The organism is Sulfitobacter sp. 1A13353, assembly GCF_043557255.1.
GTDB classification, from domain to species: domain Bacteria; phylum Pseudomonadota; class Alphaproteobacteria; order Rhodobacterales; family Rhodobacteraceae; genus Sulfitobacter; species Sulfitobacter faviae.
Window position 1 is genome coordinate 229,284 of the sequence record NZ_JBIFFS010000008.1, and the last position, 19,650, is coordinate 248,933.

Here is a 19,650-nt window from a genome sequence, read left to right on the forward strand (position 1 = left end):
TGGGGACCTTATGCACTCTGACGAAAATCTGCCAGCTGCATGGTCGGCAACCAAGAATGCAGGGATCCCACCTGAACTCGATGAAATCGTACCGGGCAGCTGGTGGCGCCTCACTGGAGCGTTCAAGGATTTCGCTGAGCGTGAGGCCCCTGATCATGGTTTGATCTTTCTGCTGGGCGATGTCCGCATCATCGATGGTGAGATCCATACCGTTGTCTTGCATGAGCACCCGCGTTTCGGCGGGGGCACGGTTCTGGTCCTCATCGAGGATCTACTGGTTAATTTCACCCATGCGCCGAATGGCGAAGAGCTTCGCGCGGCAGAGCTTGCCGAGCTTATGGGGGAAATCACCGAGATCACGGAAAAGATGTCTTCCCCGCCAAGCGACGCAGACCTCATCAAGTCCTTGCCCGCCCCGGCCGCGGAGTCTGCGGAGGAACGTGGTGAAGCGCAGGTCCCCTCCGTTCTGCTGCCAAGTGGGGACGTGAACGCAGCCCAGCGCAAGGTCGAGACGGCAATCGCCGTTCTCGAAGCGCGCCAATCATGGGTGGAAGCGCAGACCGCTGAGATGCAGGAAAAGATGCATCTCGTTGCGAATTTCCAAAAAGAGAAGGTCTCGTTGGGGCTGGCCGGGATCTCCGAGCAGCGCAAAATGGCCGAGACCATGCTCGCAAATGTGCAGACCATGCGTCTGTGGCTGGGAGAGGAGCAAGATTTTACCTCGCTGGTGCGAGGGCAGGGCGCCGGGCCAGCTGATAAGCTGCATTTCATGCAGCGCATGCTCTACCTTGATGAGGAACTCTTCACTCATAGTCGGCTCGATGGTTTCAACGGTGACGATATGATGGATCTGCCGCATTTACTGCAAGACAACCCTGATCTCGTTGCGCGCATGCTGCCCTTCAACCGCTGCGTGGCAATTGCCAAGGTCCGGCGTTCCGCGCGCCCCTTCAACCCACCCACAGATGTTTCAGCCTTGTTGGCTCTGATATCGGCTTATGAGCAGGACCAAAAAATCCACATCCTGATCCGGAATGGTGAGCAAGTCTCCATGGTGACCACGGATGAGATCACATCCAAGGCCAATCGTCTGTTCCCATCCAAGGCCGAGATTGATGCGATCTTTACCGAACGGGCGCGTTTCGGAACTGAGGCACGGATGATCACGCCCCAGGATGTCGAGTATTCAGATAAGCGCGCGGATCACGACAGCCGTGCTTTGTTTTACAAACGCGTCCTGTTGATCCTCTGGGGCCTGGCTGAGCGCGAGAATATTTTCGGAGACTTCATTGGCAAGCAAGAGAATTGGCTTGAGCAAGATGTCCACGCCAAGTCCTTCACCTTTGTACATGACGAAGAAGGGGTCATTCACGACGGCCGACCCTCTGTGATGACCTACCTCAAAGAGAACCGGGCGCGGATCCGTTCAGGCACACGTGTTCTGGCGCAATGGTCAAAAGTCGCCACCGAAGACTCCGCTCCGCAGATTTTCGATACGGACTCCAATCGATCTTTCTCCTTTCGGAAAGTGAATATGATGGAGGACTTTGGGCTTACGACCGTTGAAACCCGGGGCGATGCCCTCGTTGTTAAGTGCCCCGTGTCCAAGCGCAGCTACAACGACAACGAGAAGACCTACCACACCCCTGTTAAGATGACATGGACTGAGAAGTCTTGGGGGAAGTTCAATACCCATACGCCGGAGGGTTTCATCTGCATCGACGAGACCTCGGCCGATGATCTGCGCTACTACTTCAACAGCCGCATTCACCGGCAGAACTATCTCGAATATATCCACCTTTTCGATGAGGCGCTGCGCATTCTTGAGGCTGAAGAGAAAGCATGCGCAGCGTTTCTGCGCCGCACAGTTGATGCAGGCGTAAAGGAGGATACAGCGCGCAAGGCCATCGCTCTGTGGCGGAGCTCGTCCAAAGGCGCGATCCCGGAAGGTGAAAAAGCCTTCAAGAAGGTGGTCCAGCTGGCGGGTTTGATCGAAGCTGAGCTGCCTCAAGGTGTAGAGGATGCGCATTATGCAGAGCTTACCGCAGCAGGCGCCCTCGAGGTCAGCCATCCGCACGGCGAAACCATTCTTGGTGAGGAATACTTCTTCGCCCATGTCGATGTTCATGCCTATAGCGCGCGCAAAGGGTGGCAGAAGAAGTCAGAGCGAATTTCACCCCTCTACGCCTCAGCCGGTCCTGGCGCCCTGCGGCTTCACGGTGAAGCGCCTGCAGATCGATTGAATCATATGGAGACATGTCACCCGGTATTCCGGGATGTACGCGCATGCTCTGTAATCACTGAGGGCCCGGGCGATGAAGGGCCCATCGATGTGATCGAGACCATGATCGACCCCGACAAATCGGTAGACACAGCCTATTGGGTAAAGCTGATCATCGAATGGGTTCGCAAGAACTCCGTTGAGGTTGTCTCGCTTCCACATCTGCGCTGCACCATCGGATATGGGCAAATCTCGAAGAAAGACGCCACGCTTTACCGGTTCGAAGCCTATGTCGACCCGATCATGCACCTCATGTTGAAGGGAGAAGAAGAGGCCGTACGCACGATCTTTGATCGCGTCTACCGCAAGCCGAAACTCAACTTTGATGATCTGAAACAGCGCGCGCAGCAGCTCAAGGATGAGGGTAAGGCGATCTGCGGCATGCGTGCTGATCGCGTCCTCATGCCTGAAGACCTCCTCAAAGATCCAAATTTCAAGACTGCAAATCTCGGTGACCCAGGGGGATCATATCATCGCTTTAAGTTCAAAGATGTACTACCTGGTGAGGATGACGCTGTTTTCCCAGGAAGTCTGCGTGAGAAGTTGACCCGCTTGGACATGGCGTCCAGCTATCTGCGCGCGCCCAGTGAGCCTGAGAAAATGCTGGAACGCATGGGGGCGGTTCAGCTTTCGTTTTTCGAAGGATGCGCTGATTTTGTTTTGAAGCATACCGGTCTTTATGTCGGAATGCCCGATCTGGAGAAGGTAAACGATCATGCCCTACATCCGTAGCAGCGGAATCGAAGACCCCCACGACAGTATCTATGGCAGCGGGGCCTGCCATATCCATGCAATCGCAGCTGCACGGGTTCATGGGGGCGACCGCTTCTTGATCGTTGAAGATCATGACGAGGTCCAATGGGCGAATGCCTGCGATGAGGATGATTACGTTCCCGTCGTCATCCATGTCTATTCCCTGCATGACATCGACGGAGTTCAGGTCGCGCGGGACGTTCTGGGGGATCGTCTTGCCGATGTTGCGGCTGCTGAAGCTGAGGATCTCTATGAAATCTGGAATATGGCGAGCTGGGAGGCCAGTCTTGAAGAGTTATTGGGCTTGACCCAGGGTCAAGAGCCAGACCAGATGGAATCTGATGGTGCGGAAAACCCGCTGGCTGAAGTAACCGAGGATCTCATTATCCATGCCATGGAGGAGCCGACTGTGATTGCTGATTTTCCATCCTCTATAGGGAAAGGTGCCATCGCGAGCACCGCCGAGCATTACAAGGCACTGGCGTTTGCCGTACGCATTGCTGCGCGCGCACATGCCGATCAGGAGCGTAAAGGCGGCGGGCCTTACATTCTTCATCCGATTAGCGTCTCGAAGATGGTCGCGTCTCACGGCGGCGAGGATGCGGCGATCGTCGCCGCGGTTCTGCATGACGTCGTGGAGGACACGCCCCATACGATCGCCGAGATTGAAGAGCTCTTCGGCGCGCGCGTAGCGCAGCTGGTAGATGGCTGCACAGATAGCCCCGAGTTGGAGGCCATGTCCTCGGCTGACCGTAAAAAGGTTCAGGCTGAAGAATACGCCAATGCGGAACCCGCGGTGCAGCTGATTAAGCTTGCAGATCAAACCGACAATCTTGAGAGCCTCCTGAAGGCCCTGACTGATCGGAACCACAAATGGGTGGCACGCTACGCCAAGGGTGCCCTCGGGGTGGCCATGTCCTGCCGAGGAGCTTCAGAGACGCTCTATGAGCGCGCAGAGGCTGCCTATGAAGCCGTAGAGCAGGCTTTGTCGACGTCCGAGGCGCCAACACTGGACGCGCCTTGACCAGCTGACTTTACAATTCAGGGATCAGTTCTTTTTCTTCGATAATGCGTGCGCGCAGGATCATCCCATCGGGGCTTCGTTCCACCTCGACTTCCTCATCAGCATAGGGCAGTCGGCCGAGTTCGCCGTGATAACGTGATGAATCCATGCGCGCCATGAAATCGGTCATGCTTGCCTGTTCTACGGCCAGCAGAGCTTCAAAGCTTTCAGCACCCTTGTTGAATGGGGCCAGGTCCTGGCCATAGGTGTCCATGATGGATTTGATATCCTCGAGCTCAAGCTTGTCAGGCGTATCAACGGCAGATATCAAATGCGCCAGGTTCGCCGGAGACATCAGGCCGGGCAGCGCAACGGAGGCCGGGGTGCAGGTCTGATCTTTTGGCGCAGAGTTCTTCAACTCAAAATGACGCCGGATATCTTGAGGTTCGATACGATCCTCTCGCGAAAGATGCGGGGTAATAGCAGAGGAGAGTTTTTGCGCCACATACCGCAGGCCCTTATGCTCCATCAGCACATCGCGCTTATCGAGAAGCGCTTCAAAGTCCTCACGGGTCTCGACAGAAATATTCAGGTCTTCGAGGATTTGCTTCAAATCATATTTATTATCGGTGACCGCAACCAGTTCATCTGCATCGCGGACGAAACGTGCAAAAGAGATGTCAGCGAGCATATCGACCTCTATGAGAGCCTCATAAACGTCATTCTTGCCATTCGTTATCTTGGAGATCGTATCAGACGTCACCATGCGGTGGAAGCGATCTCGAAGCTCGATATTTCCATCACGAAGTGCTCTAAGCGAATTCTTGGGATCACCTGTAGACACATAGGCCCGCAGAGCTTTCTCATACTGATCAAAAACGTGATCTGATTCCTGTCTTTTGAATTCGTAAAAGTCTTCGAGACTTAAAATGGGATAAATTTGCTGTAGCCGCTCCGCCGCCTTCATCAGATAGTGGTTTTTGAACAGCTCAGGCTTCTCGTCGGTAACCCGAACGAGAAATTGCCGGAACCGTTCACCAGGGCTGGGCTTTTGACCAACCATATACATCATTGGTGCAAAGGACCTGGCCAGCTCATTGATAGCTTTTTTCATCGGGTATTCTCCATGTTCGAAAACATCCTATGGGCCGATTGCGAAAGACTTCAGCTGAAAAGCGTGATCCCGCATCCTACAGGCACAAAACGCCAAATCTCATCCATATCGCGGTTGGAAACAGCCACGCAGCCCAAAGTCCAGTCGTGTTGCTGGGTATGCCTGTGACCATTCACCTGACCATGAATGAAGATGGCGCCCCCGGGGCTGCGTCCATGGGCGCGGGCATAAGAAATGTCGTGACGGTTGGGGTAGGAAATGCCGATGCTACGATAGAACTTGGACTGAGCATTGCGCCGGTCGATGCGGTAGGCCCCTTCAGGGGTCTTTCCATCGCCCTGGAAGCGTTTCTTGCCGATCGGGGAGAACCCCAGGCGCATGTCGTAACTGCGCAATACGCGGCCGCCGCCAATCAAATCGATTTTCCTGGCGGCCTTACGAACCTGTACCTGTGTGACGTGCTGTCTGGTGGTGCTTTTCGCAATAGCCGGTGCGGCAAGGCTGGGTGTGATAAGGCTCGCAGAGAGGCCGGTAAGCAAGTTCCGCCGAGTCAAAAGGCTCATGTGGGGCTCCATAGAGTTTGTTTATTCGCAAATTGTATGCGTCTTACTCTCAGCAGGAAACGGGATGATCTTGGTTTTCCACATGTCTTGTGGAACCACTCGATACGGCCGGACTGTGCGGGAAACTTGAGCCCTCATAAATGGAACTGGTGTAGGCCGCAGGTGTTGTCCCGTTACACAGATAAAGGAGCAGTATCATGGCGAATGACGACCAGACCGAAGGCAAAGCAAAAGACATCGGCGGCAAGATCAAAGAAGAAGCCGGTGATCTGACCAACAACGAAGACATGAAGCGCGAAGGCCAGGCCGATCAGGCCGAGGGCAAAGTGCAAAAGGGCGTCGGTGACGCCAAAGACAAGCTCACCGATTGATCGAAGACTGATCCCGAATATACGCACCCCCGACCGTCAGGCTGGGGGTGTTTCTTTCCGGCTAGGCCACGCCCTCTTTATCTCATCGGTGCTTTAACCTTTTTTGGCGTCGATGTAGCAGGAAAGCTGCTTGGCAATCCGTTCAGGCGCCATTTCTCTCCTGAAAAATTGCAGAACGCCTTCATCCGGTGTGACCAAATAGGTGAAGGTGGAGTGATCGATTAGATACTCGCCGTCGATAGGTGCGTGAGCTTTATAATAAACGCGATACGCCTTCGTCACCTTTCTGACCTGTTCATGAGAACCGGTCAGCCCTAGCATGCGCGGATGCATGGCCTGTGCGAAGCTCCCTACCACTTCGGGCGTATCGCGCTTCGGGTCCAGCGAGATGAAAGCCGATCTGGCAGAATACCCGCCCTCCTCAAGAACCTCGAGCACCGCCGCGTTGCGGTCCACATCAATTGGGCAGACATCCGGACATGAGGTGTACCCGAAATAGATCAGCGTAGGCTCTGTAATGATATCGGCATCTGTAACGGAGCTGCCATCAGGGGCAACCAGTTCGAACGGGCCGCCAATATCTGCCGCTCCAATATCACTATCGAAGCAGAGCTTGGCCAGATCCGGTTTCGGTTGGGTTGGAACAGTTGTCAGGTCAGAGCCGCCCAGCACGATCTGCCAGATGGCGATTGAAAGCTCTTTCGGCATGTCTCCCATCGAGGAACACTCTGCCTCAAAGGGGCCATCTTCTGCAGAATAGTGGAATGTCCAGCCATCGTCTTTCTTCGTCATATAAGCGTTTGACGTGTCTAAGCTGAATTTATAGCCATATCCGGTCTTTTCGACCAAATGCCCCTTTGGCCCGACCGGGTGGATGATGCGCAGTGCCCCATCATATTCACCGAATACGATATTCAGGTCCGGTAGATCTTCACTATCACATGAGAAGCCAAGGAGGGACTGAGTGAAGCTGGAGAGGTCCTGAGACATCCCGACAGTCGGGAGTATACTGATGGCGGTGGCGGCGATGATATGCTTCATATAAAATCCAGTTGCTCGAATTGATTGAGAAGGGCTCGACGCCGGGAATGCGGCAGTTCCACCTTAGGTTGTCTATCGACGAAAGAACAAGTCCACTTTTTGGAGGTGGAGCCTGGATTTGGATTTGGTTTACATCTGATCGACGCCACTGAGACGCGGCGCATGCACATGTGTCCGGATTAGAAGTGCGGCAACTGCACCTGCGATGGCGCCGAATAGATGACCCTCCCAGGATACGCCAGGCTGACCTGGCAGAACGCCCCAAAGAATGGAGCCATAAAGGAAGCCGGTAAGCAGGGCTGCACCCAAGGTAACGAGAGAGCGATCCACCAGTCCGCGCGCCACCAGGAAACCGAACCAGCCGAAGATAAGCCCTGACGCACCGATATGAATGGCGGTGCTTCCGAACAGCCAGACAAGACCTCCGCCAATTCCAATCACCCAATCCCCCGAGAAGCCCCGTCTGTTCACGGCGGGGAGGGATAGGGGCGATTTGTCATGAGGCTGATCTTTGATTGGCCACATAATTCCGCACGATCTCGATCGGTGCGCCCCCGCAGCTGGCTGCGAAATAGGACGGGGACCACAAACCCTTGGAGGCATGGGCCTTCAGGTCAGGCCGATCCCTCAAAAGGATCCGGGACCCGACCCCTTTCATGGAGTTGATGAGGCGCGACAGCGCCACGGTCGGGGGGTATTCCACCAGAAGGTGGACATGGTCTTTCTCGCCATCGCATTCCACCAGCACCGCGCCGAAACCTTCGGCGACGGAAGTGAAGGTGCCGCACAAGCGCGCCAACGCATCATCGTCGAGCATTCCGCGCCGGTACTTTGTAACAAAGACCAAATGCACATGCAGTGATGTAGCTACATGTCGTCCCGTGCGATATTCCATCTTGCGCTTCCTCAGACCAAACCTTACCTTTGATATATGGAAGTGATCAGAGCCCATGTCTATACCCTGCGCCCGACGCCAGAGCAGAAAATGCTCCTGGCGCAGACGGCCGGTGTGGTGCGTCTCGTTTACAATCTCGCCCTCGAGCAGCGGCGGATCTGGAGCGGCAAGCGATATGCAGGCGGCGCCCGCCGCAGCTTTGGCGCCAAAGGGTCGTCGCGCGAGCTCAGCGAACTGCGCGCCGCCTATGACTGGGTCGGTGCCGTCAGCCAGACCGCACAGAACCAGGCGTTGATGGATCTCGATCGCGCTTTTGCGAATTTCTTCGAAGGCCGCGCTTCTTACCCGACGCCGCGGCGAAAAGGTGTAAACGACGCCTTTCGACAGGCGGGCCGCGAGATCTCGGTGCGGCAGCTCAATGCAAAATGGTCCGAGGTCAGGATCCCCAAGATCGGATGGATCCGTTACCGCGACACCCGGCCCTTGCGCCGCGGTGAAAGGGGCGCAGTCGATATCCGCAACGCCACCCTGCGCCGCGGCGCCGGTGGCGGCTGGGAGGTCTCGATCTCGCATCGCTGGGACATTCCCGAAGACGATATCCCTACGGGTGCTGTCGGTGTCGACCGCGGTGTCGCAGTGCCCTTTGCGATGTCGGACGGCACTCAGGTATCGCTGCCAGCGACCATGGCAGCGCGCGAGACAGCTCTGCGCCGTGCGCAGCGCAAAATGTCGCGCAAGCGACGGGGTTCGCGACGTTACGCGAAAGCCCGGGCCCGGGCCGCGCGACTGAAGTCGAGCAACGCCAAAGCGCGCAAGCACCTGGCACATGTTACCTCCCGCTCCTTGGTGCGGGACTATGGCTTGATTGCGATTGAGGATCTCCGGACGAAGAACGTGGTCGCAAGCGCCCGTGGCACACTGGCAGAGCCAGGTCGGAATGTGGCGCAGAAGCGCGGCCTCAACCGGGCCATCCTGAACGTAGGTTGGCACCAGTTCGAGACGATGCTTGAGTACAAGCTGGAGGAGACCGGAGGCGTGCTGGTCAAGGTTCCTGCCGCATACTCGAGCCAGGAATGCGCCGCCTGCGGGCATGTAGACAAGGAGAACCGCAAGAGCCAAGCGGTCTTCGTCTGCATCGCCTGCGGCGCGGCGGACAATGCCGATACCAATGCGGCAAAGGTGATCCGCGACCGCGCCCTCCGGGGCGAGACGGCGGGAACACGGCGGTGGAACACACCGTTGCTGGACGTGGAGGGGACCGCAATAGCGCCCGTAGAAGCGTCAACTCCCTGCGCAGGCAAGGGGCTCAATGCCCCATTGCATGCGTCGGAAATCCACCTCTCTTCAGGGGGTGGAAGATGTTAAAACGGCATTCACGGCCAGCAAGGCCCGCGTGGCCGTGGCTGCCAGAAGCCCAGCCATAACCAACAACGGCGGTGTATTGGCCATCAGATGCGCGAAGCTTCCGTGCAGAAGAGGACTTGCGATGACACCATCCAGCCCGCTGATATGTCGGGGGATCAAACCGAAGTTCTGGTTTAAGCCGTAACTGAAAAGCGAGTTGACGATTTGGACCACCCAAAGCACTGCGACAAAGGCAGCAAGCGCCGTGGCGCGGCGCACGAATGCCTGTATGTAATCTCGTTTTATCATATCATTGAAATTAAACGCATCTACATGCAGGACTCCAGTACGAAGGTGCCCAGTTCGCGCGAGACAATGGTGATGCCGCGGTTGCCCTTGTTCACGAAGAGGCGCGTCGATTTCGGCCGGTTTGAAATCATGCAGCTCGCATCGATGAGCAGCGCAGACATGCGCGCCACGCTGCTGCGAGCCGTAAAGCCGCATTCAAGCCCACCGATGACCAGCCTGTCTACCTCCACCAGAACGGGCCCGTTAGGTTCGCCCGGTGCGGCGGATGTGCAAGACATCCCGGGCCGCTGATAGATCCCGGCCAAAGCTTTAGGATCCAACACATTTTGCGCCGCAGCGGGTCCTGCCAGAAGCAAGAGCGTGCAGCAGCGCAGGAGGCGCCCCGTCATGCCGACACCTTGCGGATAAACTCACGCAACAGGCAATGCGGCGTGGTTTCAACGACACTGCGTGAGATCAGCTGCCAAAAGAACATGTCGATCCGAGGCAGGAAGGTGTCGGGTTTTTCGACCGTGACATCGACTTCCGTCAGGACGAGACGCTGGGCATAGGGCAAAAGGGCTGCGTAGATGCCAGCACCGCCCGCGGCATAGAGGCGATGGTATCCATGGTTGCGCGCTATGGAGATCGCCTCCTCGGGGGAACGCGCCATGACGGCACCGTCGACATCTGTCGCACTCACGACGATGTTCAACCGGTCCGGTAGCGGCCGCCGCGGCAAGCTTTCCCAAGTTCTGCGTCCCATGATCAGCGCACCGCCCAGCGTTTCGCGCTGGAAAGCGGCAAGATCTCCAGGCGCGCGCCAGGGCAGGGTGCCCTGGCTCCCGATTGCGCCATTGCGGTCATGGGCTGCAATCAGGGTCAGCATCAGACGGAGACTTCAGCTGCGATCCGCGGATGCGGATCATAGCCCTCGATGATGAAGTCCTCGTACTTAAAATCAAAGATCGATGAAGGCGTGCGTGCAAACCTCAGTGTCGGCAGATCGCGTGGCTCCCGCGACAGCTGTAGCTCGACCTGCTCGATGTGATTGAGGTAGATATGCGCATCACCGATCGTATGGATGAAGTCGCCCGGCTCATAACCAGTCACCAAGGCAAGCATATCCCTCAAAAGCGCGTAACTCATTGTATTAAAAGGAATTCCAAGGAAGAAATCACCGCTGCGCTGGTGCAGCTGAAGGTGGAGCTTACCGTTTAGCACCTTCACCTGGAACATCGTATGGCAGGGCGGCAGCGCCATGCTCGGGACATCAACGGGGTTCCAGGCGGAGACGATCATGCGCCGGCTGTCCGGGCTTGTCTTGATCATCTCGACCAGGTTCGCGATCTGGTCGACGCCGTTGAAGTCGCGCCACTGCTTGCCATAGACGGGGCCCAGATCCCCATTCTCGTCTGCCCACTCATTCCAGATCCGGACACCATTTTCCTGCAGGTATTTGATATTCGTATTCCCGGACAAGAACCACAAAAGCTCATGGATGACGGCCTTCAGATACAGTTTTTTGGTGGTCACAATTGGGAACCCCTCAGAGGAGGGAAAGCGCATCTGCATCCCGAAGCGGCTGATTGTGCCAGTACCGGTTCGATCTGTTGTTTCGTCCCCGTAATCGAGGATTTCGCGCAGGGCTTGGTGGTACTGATACATGGCTTCGCTCCTTGGGTTTCATTGATCACATAGGCGCTTGCGAAAAACGAGGCAATTGCTTTTCCACATTCGAATGCATATGTTTTCGGACAGCGTGAAAAACCTGCGCCACCACTAAGGATTAAGCCATGTACAGCAAAGATGCAGAAGTCGAAGGTCACTACCCTCCAGAGGGCGCCTTCGAGCAGGTTGATGGCTGGGACATGCACCACGTCAGCCAGGGACAAGGGCGCGATGTGATTTTGCTGCATGGGGCAGGGGGATCGACGCGGGATATGAGCTTTAGGATCATGCCGCATCTCGCCCGAATGGCGCCGGATTTGCGGCTGACTGCAGTTGATCGCCCTGGCCATGGTTGGACCCGGGGCCTCAATGAGGAAATGGTCGTCTCTCCCCTCGAGCAGGCAGCTTTGCTTTGGCGTTTCTGCGATATGCGCGGCATCACCGCACCAATCATTCTTGGACAATCCTATGGCGGTGCTGTTGCTTTGGCGATGGCAACGCTGCGGCCAACCGCGCCGGATGGTCTTTGCTTGGTATCGGCCGCATCATCGACCCATATTCCCACCGCGGCCCAGGGGGTGGAAATGCTGATGCGTTTGAAAACAATCCGGCAAGCCACCTTGGCCACCATCTCATCTCCCCGCTTCATCGAAATGTCGATGCAAAAGCTATTCAACCCAGAGCCCGTGCCAAATGGTTACGTCGAGCATCTTGGGCCGAAGATGGCCCTGCGTGAACGTCTTTTCCGCCATCAGATGCTTCAGGTCTCCACTCTTGGGAAGACTTTGAGTCGGATCATCCCGCAATATGGAAATATCAGCATGCCGGTGGAGATCCTGCATGGCACAATGGATGATGTCCTCGATCACGACCGTCATGGCCTCTGGCTGTCGGGGCAGATCAAGGGATCACGCTTCACCTCCCTGCCGGGCGTTGGGCATATGCCACATCATACCCGTGTAGAGGATGTGACAAACTCCCTTATTCGCATTGCATCAGCTGGGTGACATGCTCTCGCTGGCTTGTTGCCGCGGCGTGTAGGTGCCACGATAATCATGGTTGTCGATGCATTTGGCGTAGTCATCACGGGTCACGACAACTTCCTTAGTGCCATCAATGCCCCGCAGGTGCGACGGTCCATTGCCGCCATCGGGATAGGAAGACCAAAGACCAATCTCACGGTTCTCGAAAGCACACATGATTTCAATCTTTTCGATCACTTCTTGGAAGTCCTGGTCACGCGACACGATGATAATGTCACCGCAATCGGGACGCCTTGCGGCTTCCATCGCATCCAGGGCGATCCTCAAATCAATACCTTTTTCGCGGGTGCTCAAGATCTTGAAGCCCGTGGCTGCCTGAGGGTCCGTTTCATAGGTGTAGCGCAGGGGGCGTGTAAAAGTATCGATCCCGTCTTCTTCCATGGCGCGCAGCTTATTGGTCCAGAACCCATGCCAGGTGGGGGAAAACTTATGAACCGGCATGCCGGTATAGAAGGTCACGTAATCTGCTGGACGGCCGGTGGCGCGTTCAGAGATGATATTCGCAACACTTTTGACATCAAAATTGGGATAGCGCAGACCAAAGGCTGTCCTTGCGGAGAGGTAGAAGTTCTGACCATCCACAAAAATGTAGGTCTTTTTATCTTGGGTATCGGTTGTCATGGCGTATCGATGCCTACCGGCACCCTCCTCTGGTATGTTCTCATTTACATAGTGTCCGGCATAATGCGAAAAACAGCAAGGCATTTAGAAAATTGTGGATCTATCGGCAGCAATGCTCACATTCTTCTGAAAATCTGGTAATCTGCGAAAAACGCCATGACAAACAAGATGCGAAACTGGGCTCCATACCCGATTGGGAGACATAAAATGCAAAGATACATCACCGGCATTTCTCTCGCGGCCGCCTTGCTGGGGTCGACTTCGGCATCAGCGGGACCGTTGACAGATGTTCTTCTGACATCCCTCGAGGGGAAAGGGGAGATCTCTTGGTCGGAAGGGTATCAGCAAGGCACCACAGAAACACTGAAGGATGTAGTGCTCAGGCTTGAGGACGGTCGCCGGGTAGACATCAGCCTGTTCGAGATGGATTTCGACGGTACGGCAATCCTGTTTGATGCGGAGAACGTCAGGATCAACCCGGAGGGAGAAATCCTTCTACTGCGCGCGGACACGGTTAAATTCAAAGGCGGACGCGCGCATCTCTCAGCTCTTTGGGACTTTGATATGGTCACAGATGCCTGCCCCTTCGTGGGTGTACCGGCAAGCGTTGAAGTCGGTGGCTTTGGGATGATCATCGCAGCACCTGAAGGGAGCCGTGATGACAATAGCACATATCGTGCATCGCGGATGGAGCTTCGCCAGCATAGCAAAGGTACGCCATCTGCCTGTTCCGCCGATATTGGCTTTACCATGCAAGGGTACCAGGCGGTGGGTGGCGATGGCTCATCCACCGTGTCATCCTTCCTTGATGTTGAGACAACATTGCCAGGCAGTCTGGCCAGTCTGGCGGCCGATCCCGAACAGCTGGTCTCCTTAAATGTTGAAACGTCGGAAGCTGCAAATTTGATCAATGGCGGCGCCACCGCCTGGGCCATCGACGAGGGTATGTTCAATGCCGAGTTTTCCGCCCTTGGATTGGTGCCCGCTGCGACGCTTACCTTGAGGCATCGCGCGGATCCAAAAAGCTCCGGATATTGGATGAAGATCTGGAATACCCTCAATGCGGCTACAGGAGAGATCAACTTCGATGTCGACAGTATGACGGTGCGATCAGCCAATGTCCTGCCGCCACAAAGTGTTGCGAAATTCTCTGAAGGTGGCCTCACGACCGTAATCCTATCAGGCGAGGGGGCCGTTGATATGGCTGCCGGAGATGTACTGGCCGAGGGTGACGTTTCGATCACTGGCTTGCTCTCTGCGTCTATGACAGCAGATCTGCGAATGGGGACGTTTCCAGAAGGAGCGATTGCCAAACATACGCGGGCCCCTGACCCGCTCGACCTGATCCCGCCAGTCTACGTGAACAAGTTGCGCTACGACCAAACAGATGATGGCGCCATCGATGCTGCGGCGAGCATCATGGGGATGCCCGTGACAGTCTTGATCAATCAGATCAGAGAAGAGAAGGCAGCCGAGAATATGTCTGTCAGCGGTGTCATTCGGGATGTCGCGACTGCGGCTGCAAACTTTGCCTCGATCAGTTATCGCCAGCCGCCGGCGCGTCTGGACCTGTCGGTTGATCCAGAATTGGACCTGCGCGAGGCGGTGATCATCTCGCGGTCCTTGCCCGGTGAGATCCTTAACATCTTCGATTATAGCGTGGGACCGGTTACCGAATGAATACATACAAAAAACTCACGCAGGCACTGGCTCTGATCTTTTTATCCCCTTCTGTCGCGAGCGCCGGTGCTCTCGACAGTTTCATTGATAAATCGACGCTCTACCTCACCGCTTCAAAGCAGCCGGCAGAGACCTGTTTGCAGCCCCCTGTCATTAAAACCGACATCGTCAAACGCAGTCCTGAGCTGACTAAAGCAAAGCCGCAGAATTTGAGTGGGTTGCGCTCCACAAACGGTGAGTTGCAGGGCTTGGCAAATATGTTCTACGGATTCCAGCTCGGCTTCACATTGGAGCGTATCAGCTCGTCCGAAGGATACTGTGTGCGTGTGGCCGAGATGACCATTCTGTCGGGGCAAGAAACCCCCAAAATCTGGATGAACCCACGCCTCAAACAGGGAAGCTGCCAATATGGCGTCACCTACGAACATGAACTCGAGCATGTTCAGAACTACCACGACCATCTCGACAGCTTCAAAGCCGCGGTTCTCAAAGAGCTTCCGATTATGCTCAAGGGTCAGGCCTATTATCAGATTTCTTCCTTGGATGAATCAAAGCGTGCGGAGAAGCGCCTTGAGACAGAAATGCTGGCCTTGATCCAAAAGCTGCACGACAGATCCTATGATAAGGCGTCCATGAAAGACGAGATGATGGATTCACATTCAGAGTATTTGCGCCTATCTCAGGTTTGTCGAAACCGTTGAAAAGCTTGACCTAAGCAGACGATTGGAAGAGTTTCGCAGGGCATCTCGCCTTATTGAAGGTCTTCCTCTTGTCCACGAAACAGTATTTTCCCTTCACATACCGCGGACGGGTATACAAAAAGGGCCCGCCCTTTATCCGGCGCGTGGCTGCTGAAATCCTTGCCGACAAAATGCGCGAGAATTCTGGCCCTTTTACCAAAGGCCAATGGTTTAACCTTGACCTTGAGAGCTATGAACTCGCTGAACCACGCAAGATGGTACCCATGATCGTTGGTGTAGTGAATTATCACCTTGGACACCCACATCCGCCAAATGCAAAGATTCCGCTTGGGGTGGGAGATATACCCCACAAAAGCGTGCATCCAACATCGCCGGAAGCAGCTGAAATCATCCAAGATGTCATACAACAGATGGAGGAAAAGTTTGGGGGTAGAGATAAGATCCCCCATACGGTGAAGCAATGGAGCTATGATGATCCTCAGAGCTTCAAAAAGGCGAGTTCCTACCGGCTGACCTCTTTCGTCATGCAGCAGATCCATGGGAAAGGCTGGCGGCGCGGAGTGGCTAAACAGCCATCGAAGGGCGATCGGGTAAAACATTTCTGCAAGATCGTAGTCAAACTAAGGACCCCAGAGGGTAATAGGGTTCGAACCATGCAGGAGTGGCGCAACGCGCATGCCGGCTCTCAAAGGCTTGCCACTCAAGAAGGCATCCAATGGGATGTTGCCAGGATACTGATGTTTAAAGGCATACCTCCGGGTAGTTGATCTCTTCTTTAGGGAAGATCTGAGGATATTGGTTTTGGAAGGCCTGTTCGGCCAGCGCCTGATCCACGTATGGATTGTCCAGATGACCAATCTGCTCTGGCAGTCTCTCCATAGCTTCCAATCCAAATTGCTCGATCAGACAGATGTCATGCGGATCACGGCAGTGACCGCCTTCACGCTTTAGGGCAACCAGCCGATCGATCTGCGCGCGTGTCTCATCAAAGTAGAGCCGATCCTTGCTGTGATCGACCGCATCCAGAAGAGTTTCGAAATCGACGGGCGGGAAGGCGCCTTGATCCGGGTTTTGAACGATCCACTGAGCGGACAATGTGCCGCGCAGCATCTGAAGGGTGGCTTTGACATCAACTTGGCGTTGGTCGCAGATCTTCTGCAGCAGGTTTTTCTTTGCGCTGCCGCGATAGTAATGCGCCATGACCCGCGGGGAGGCTGCCTTGCAGATCCGCGTTAGGTCTTCGACAAAGGCCTCCTCCGACCGGTATCTGACTGGGCAGGCCAGAAACTCGTTCAGTTGAGGATTTGAGACCGTGGCCAGCTTTAAAGCTTTTGGCAGGGACCAGCAGGTCAAATCTACCTCCACGCCATCAACCATGGTGGGATGGGCAATCATCTCTCTATCTTGGAACAGTGAGAATGCCTGATGGGGTGAGTCCCGATAAATCAAGCGGATGTCGTGATCCGATCCGGCATGCTCAAGACCCCAGGCCCGGCTGCCGTATTCAACTGCGAGCAGGGCCTCGATGCCATATTCCTGCTCAAGATCCTTGATCTCATCTTTGATCGCTTGCTGCATTGCATTCGTTGTCATGCCGGGGCCCTCTCTGGTTGATCCAAAGCTATGAGGAGGGTGCGAAAATTCCTATTAATGAGGGAAGCATGTGACGAACATCAACCTGGTTGAGGATCTTCTTCCGGCTCCCGGTCAGCGGATAGGTCGCGCCCGGTCAGCACATGGTAGACTGCGTCTTGGACTTCACCTGCGTTCAGCGGGCCTGCAAGATTGGCGTCGCGATGGTGGTGAAGCGCGCAATCAAGAACGCCCATTAGAACCTCGTCAGATGCGGCGCCGTCGCGCCAGTCATGCCGTGAATAGATATGTGCCGGGTTGATGTCCTGAGTTTCGCCAGGCCAGAACTCGTCCAATGGCATCAGCGCATCTACGGCACGCATAATGTCATCACATCTGATGTTGCCCAACAGGCGCGTCGCGGAGGTGCAGCTTGCGGCCACAGCACGCAGAGTGGCCAGAACCATGACGGTCTGCCTGTGTTGTTCATCGAAGTGTGTCGCGCTCTTCAAGGCCATGATCTGTAGTTCTCCTTGGTTCGTCCAGGTTTCAGGCCGATAACTCCACGGCAGGTTCTTCCTGAGGCACACCAAAGAGCGGTGTCAGCCGATGCTCGGCGTCGGCGCTCCAAAGCCTATGGACCTCATCACGCAAGATCGGATCACGCTTGCGAGCAAGCTTATCCATGACATGGTCTGGAACCGCGCGATCACGCCCACGGTTGCGGGCTTTGGCGACATTCAGCGGGATATCCAAGGATACGCCTTCGATCATGCAGTCATAGTCCCGCGCAAGGCCGAGGATCTTTTGGCGCACGGTTCTGCTGAGACAGGTGGCATTCCAGACAAAGTCTTGGCCGGCGCGCATATGGACACGCGCGGCCTCAAAGCCAGCCTGGAGAACCTGTCCTTGATTGTCTTTCCAGCCCACATCCATCTGGCCGCGGATGTCGTCGAGCGACACCACTGGCAAGTCGCCATAATGCGTGGCGATCAATGTGTCCTTGCCCGCCCCGGGTAGGCCAGAGATCATGATCATGCGGCTGCCGTTGGGGTTTTCTGGCATGAAGAAAGCCGATCCGTCATGTTTGCCGCGCAGGTATTTCAGCCGCGCCTCTTCGCTCTCGAAGGGCCATGGCTCATGGACGAGATTACAGCCGATGTTTTCGCCCATCTCTTCGAGGCCTAGCTCGAGATAGTCGAAACCCTCCAAGGTTTCCTGGGCGTTCATCGAGACCCGGCCACGGTTGTCGGCGCGGCAGAGCGTCAAAAGCTCGTGCCAGTTGCCGCGGTCAATCTCATGGGAGAAGCGGATCGCGCGCTGGAGCCTGTTGTTTTCGCTCATCAGAAAGAACGGCCGCTGATGCCAGAAAACATGAGCATGTACCTCACGGGCATCGCGCGCCTCCGCGCCGGCATCTATCAGCGCCTGATAGGCCATTGAGGCACCTAAGGGGGCATGGCCAGGCTGTCGGACGCGCACACGGCCCATCCGGTCTTCCAGCGGCACGGTCGGGAAAGCACCTTGGGGGCTCTTTGGGGTCCATGAGGTCGGTCGATAGATCTCATCGTCGTCCTTGGGGGCGCTGAGATAAGACAGCCAAGAGATCTCAGTCGTCGCGGGCTTTGCCACATCGTGGAACCAGGCGGCGAGCCGGAGGATCGCCTGGCGGTCGTCGGGGAGGGCCAGATAGGCTTCAGAGTTCACCAGCTCACTGACAACCAACTTGGTGTGAACCCAAGGATCGCCCTCCGCATGGTGGAGGCTGTCATGCGGACAGCAGATCATCTCCTCGGCCCAGGGAAAGGCGAGGTGAAAGGTTTCGGGGTCGACCCGATCCTCAAGGATCATGTTCAGCCAATCGGCCATGTGTCTTGCTCCCTCGAAATGACTGAAGGTATTCTAGGAAATCCCCATGAAATTCCTATACCAATATCGATTTTCGCAATGGGTTCTTTTACCCTCACATGAAAGCAATTTGCAAGGACTGCGTCGTGAGCGACCTCCCATTTCCCCATGCTCTTGCGGCGCGATCGGCGCAGGCCGCCCGCGATACATACGATCTGCATCGCGGGCGGCCGCCCAGGAGCTATGCGGTAGACGGTCTGGCTTGTTATCGGCTGCCCTCTGGGAGGGTAGAGCTGTGCAGTGATCTTTATGGGCCTCATTATCCCCGTGGCGCGACACCGGGTCTCGGTATGGTGCGCTTCACCCAGGTGGTTCATCCGAATAACAGGGCCGGCTATGCGGTCACTGTGACCCAGTTCACCTCGGCCAGCAATTTGCTGCAGATAGCTGACAGAAAGCCCAGAGTGGGCATCATTGGGCGCATGATCACCTGTTATGAGGAAGCACGTGATCTTTCACAAATCGCGGAGCGCCGGGCGATCTTCGATGAATGCTTTTGAGCGCTGCCGCGGTTAGGTGTCTCCGATCATGCAGCCTCAGCCGCGACCATGGCTGCTTTGCGCACTTCTTCGCGCGATGTGAAGCAACGGGTTTCGAACTTTCGCCCACGCGGGTTTTTGTCTGTCCAAACCCCCGGGGTGATCTTGTTGCGAGACATCCGATAGCGCCAGGAGGTCAGACCTTTCCAATCCTCCGGGTCGGTGAATTCGAACGGGGCGAGCTGGATGTACCAACCCGCATGTTCGAACTTTGTGACCGCGCCAAGGTGTCCCCAGTATTTTCCGAATGCCATCCCCTTAC

General features: G+C 55.8%; 23 protein-coding genes. 9 read left to right on the forward strand and 14 right to left on the reverse strand.

Annotated features, from left to right (window positions below; all coding sequences use genetic code 11):
• Window positions 1-10 precede the first annotated feature (10 nt).
• Both ACGYLO_RS18985 and ACGYLO_RS18990 read left to right on the forward strand, forming a co-directional pair.
• Entirely contained in the window at window positions 11-3,013 is a 3,003-nt protein-coding gene (locus ACGYLO_RS18985) for a hypothetical protein (protein ID WP_394377188.1), read from the forward strand.
• Window positions 2,997-4,058 (forward strand): HD domain-containing protein, encoded by a 1,062-nt coding sequence (locus tag ACGYLO_RS18990; RefSeq protein WP_394377189.1) that lies wholly within the window; start codon window positions 2,997-2,999, stop codon window positions 4,056-4,058. The genes ACGYLO_RS18985 and ACGYLO_RS18990 overlap by 17 nt, the downstream gene beginning before the upstream one ends.
• Window positions 4,059-4,068: 10 nt before the next feature.
• Here ACGYLO_RS18990 and ACGYLO_RS18995 read toward each other — a convergent pair whose 3' ends face one another.
• Together ACGYLO_RS18995 and ACGYLO_RS19000 are read right to left on the reverse strand one after the other, a co-directional pair.
• A complete protein-coding gene (locus ACGYLO_RS18995; RefSeq protein ID WP_394377190.1) occupies window positions 4,069-5,151 on the reverse strand; it encodes a hypothetical protein in 1,083 nt (360 codons plus the stop codon).
• A gap of 50 nt (window positions 5,152-5,201) precedes the next feature.
• On the reverse strand, window positions 5,202-5,714 hold the full coding sequence (locus tag ACGYLO_RS19000; RefSeq protein WP_394377191.1) for a murein L,D-transpeptidase family protein: 513 nt from the start codon (window positions 5,712-5,714) through the stop codon (window positions 5,202-5,204).
• Between the two features lie 197 nt (window positions 5,715-5,911).
• Between ACGYLO_RS19000 and ACGYLO_RS19005 the strand changes: the two genes are divergently transcribed.
• Entirely contained in the window at window positions 5,912-6,085 is a 174-nt protein-coding gene (locus ACGYLO_RS19005; RefSeq protein WP_394377192.1) for a CsbD family protein, read from the forward strand.
• 93 nt (window positions 6,086-6,178) lie between these two features.
• Here ACGYLO_RS19005 and ACGYLO_RS19010 read toward each other — a convergent pair whose 3' ends face one another.
• The 3 genes from ACGYLO_RS19010 to tnpA all read right to left on the reverse strand — a co-directional run bounded on the left by ACGYLO_RS19010 (window position 6,179) and on the right by tnpA (window position 8,021).
• Complete coding sequence (locus tag ACGYLO_RS19010; RefSeq protein WP_394377193.1) at window positions 6,179-7,126, reverse strand: SCO family protein; 948 nt, start codon at window positions 7,124-7,126, stop codon at window positions 6,179-6,181.
• Between the two features lie 129 nt (window positions 7,127-7,255).
• Window positions 7,256-7,729: a rhomboid family intramembrane serine protease gene (locus ACGYLO_RS19015; protein ID WP_394377194.1), complete on the reverse strand. Its 474-nt coding sequence runs from the start codon at window positions 7,727-7,729 to the stop codon at window positions 7,256-7,258.
• On the reverse strand, window positions 7,623-8,021 hold the full coding sequence (tnpA, locus tag ACGYLO_RS19020; protein ID WP_394377195.1) for an IS200/IS605 family transposase: 399 nt from the start codon (window positions 8,019-8,021) through the stop codon (window positions 7,623-7,625). Before tnpA ends, ACGYLO_RS19015 begins: the two co-directional genes overlap by 107 nt.
• Before the next feature lie 36 nt (window positions 8,022-8,057).
• Here tnpA and ACGYLO_RS19025 point away from each other — a divergent pair, with 36 nt between their 5' ends.
• Window positions 8,058-9,386, forward strand: a complete 1,329-nt coding sequence (locus ACGYLO_RS19025) for an RNA-guided endonuclease InsQ/TnpB family protein (RefSeq protein WP_394377196.1) — start codon at window positions 8,058-8,060, stop codon at window positions 9,384-9,386.
• On the opposite strand, the gene ACGYLO_RS19030 is transcribed toward ACGYLO_RS19025, so the two are convergent.
• The 4 genes from ACGYLO_RS19030 to ACGYLO_RS19045 are packed head-to-tail and all read right to left on the reverse strand — an operon-like array spanning window position 9,366 to window position 11,321.
• The gene (locus tag ACGYLO_RS19030; RefSeq protein ID WP_394377197.1) at window positions 9,366-9,674 is read right to left on the reverse strand and encodes a hypothetical protein; all 309 of its coding nucleotides are present in this window, start codon (window positions 9,672-9,674) and stop codon (window positions 9,366-9,368) included. The genes ACGYLO_RS19025 and ACGYLO_RS19030 overlap by 21 nt on opposite strands.
• 20 nt (window positions 9,675-9,694) lie before the next feature.
• Window positions 9,695-10,063, reverse strand: a complete 369-nt coding sequence (locus ACGYLO_RS19035; protein ID WP_394377198.1) for a hypothetical protein — start codon at window positions 10,061-10,063, stop codon at window positions 9,695-9,697.
• Window positions 10,060-10,542, reverse strand: a complete 483-nt coding sequence (locus ACGYLO_RS19040) for a dihydrofolate reductase (RefSeq protein WP_394377199.1) — start codon at window positions 10,540-10,542, stop codon at window positions 10,060-10,062. Before ACGYLO_RS19040 ends, ACGYLO_RS19035 begins: the two co-directional genes overlap by 4 nt.
• Entirely contained in the window at window positions 10,542-11,321 is a 780-nt protein-coding gene (locus ACGYLO_RS19045) for a thymidylate synthase (protein ID WP_394377200.1), read from the reverse strand. Before ACGYLO_RS19045 ends, ACGYLO_RS19040 begins: the two co-directional genes overlap by 1 nt.
• A 128-nt stretch (window positions 11,322-11,449) precedes the next feature.
• Between ACGYLO_RS19045 and ACGYLO_RS19050 the strand changes: the two genes are divergently transcribed.
• Window positions 11,450-12,331: an alpha/beta fold hydrolase gene (locus ACGYLO_RS19050; protein ID WP_394377201.1), complete on the forward strand. Its 882-nt coding sequence runs from the start codon at window positions 11,450-11,452 to the stop codon at window positions 12,329-12,331.
• Here ACGYLO_RS19050 and ACGYLO_RS19055 read toward each other — a convergent pair.
• On the reverse strand, window positions 12,320-12,988 hold the full coding sequence (locus ACGYLO_RS19055) for an NYN domain-containing protein (protein ID WP_394377202.1): 669 nt from the start codon (window positions 12,986-12,988) through the stop codon (window positions 12,320-12,322). The genes ACGYLO_RS19050 and ACGYLO_RS19055 overlap by 12 nt on opposite strands.
• A 207-nt stretch (window positions 12,989-13,195) precedes the next feature.
• Between ACGYLO_RS19055 and ACGYLO_RS19060 the strand changes: the two genes are divergently transcribed.
• The 3 genes from ACGYLO_RS19060 (at window position 13,196) to ACGYLO_RS19070 (ending at window position 16,136) form a co-directional block, all read left to right on the forward strand.
• Complete coding sequence (locus ACGYLO_RS19060) at window positions 13,196-14,668, forward strand: hypothetical protein (RefSeq protein ID WP_394377203.1); 1,473 nt, start codon at window positions 13,196-13,198, stop codon at window positions 14,666-14,668.
• Complete coding sequence (locus tag ACGYLO_RS19065) at window positions 14,665-15,369, forward strand: hypothetical protein (protein ID WP_394377204.1); 705 nt, start codon at window positions 14,665-14,667, stop codon at window positions 15,367-15,369. Before ACGYLO_RS19060 ends, ACGYLO_RS19065 begins: the two co-directional genes overlap by 4 nt.
• 68 nt (window positions 15,370-15,437) lie before the next feature.
• Window positions 15,438-16,136, forward strand: coding sequence for a hypothetical protein (locus ACGYLO_RS19070; protein ID WP_394377205.1), 699 nt, complete (start codon window positions 15,438-15,440; stop codon window positions 16,134-16,136).
• On the opposite strand, the gene ACGYLO_RS19075 is transcribed toward ACGYLO_RS19070, so the two are convergent.
• The 3 genes from ACGYLO_RS19075 to ACGYLO_RS19085 form a co-directional block, all read right to left on the reverse strand.
• Complete coding sequence (locus ACGYLO_RS19075) at window positions 16,111-16,962, reverse strand: DNA polymerase beta superfamily protein (protein ID WP_394377206.1); 852 nt, start codon at window positions 16,960-16,962, stop codon at window positions 16,111-16,113. The genes ACGYLO_RS19070 and ACGYLO_RS19075 overlap by 26 nt on opposite strands.
• Window positions 16,963-17,042: 80 nt before the next feature.
• On the reverse strand, window positions 17,043-17,459 hold the full coding sequence (locus tag ACGYLO_RS19080; protein WP_394377207.1) for a hypothetical protein: 417 nt from the start codon (window positions 17,457-17,459) through the stop codon (window positions 17,043-17,045).
• A gap of 31 nt (window positions 17,460-17,490) precedes the next feature.
• Window positions 17,491-18,810, reverse strand: coding sequence for an AAA family ATPase (locus ACGYLO_RS19085; RefSeq protein ID WP_394377208.1), 1,320 nt, complete (start codon window positions 18,808-18,810; stop codon window positions 17,491-17,493).
• Between the two features lie 125 nt (window positions 18,811-18,935).
• On the opposite strand from ACGYLO_RS19085, the gene ACGYLO_RS19090 reads away from it, so the two are divergent.
• Window positions 18,936-19,349 carry a hypothetical protein gene (locus tag ACGYLO_RS19090; RefSeq protein ID WP_394377209.1) on the forward strand — a complete coding sequence of 138 codons (414 nt, stop codon included), beginning with the start codon at window positions 18,936-18,938 and terminating at the stop codon, window positions 19,347-19,349.
• A 26-nt stretch (window positions 19,350-19,375) separates the two neighbouring features.
• On the opposite strand, the gene ACGYLO_RS19095 is transcribed toward ACGYLO_RS19090, so the two are convergent.
• The gene (locus ACGYLO_RS19095) at window positions 19,376-19,642 is read right to left on the reverse strand and encodes a hypothetical protein (protein WP_394377210.1); all 267 of its coding nucleotides are present in this window, start codon (window positions 19,640-19,642) and stop codon (window positions 19,376-19,378) included.
• Window positions 19,643-19,650 lie beyond the last annotated feature (8 nt).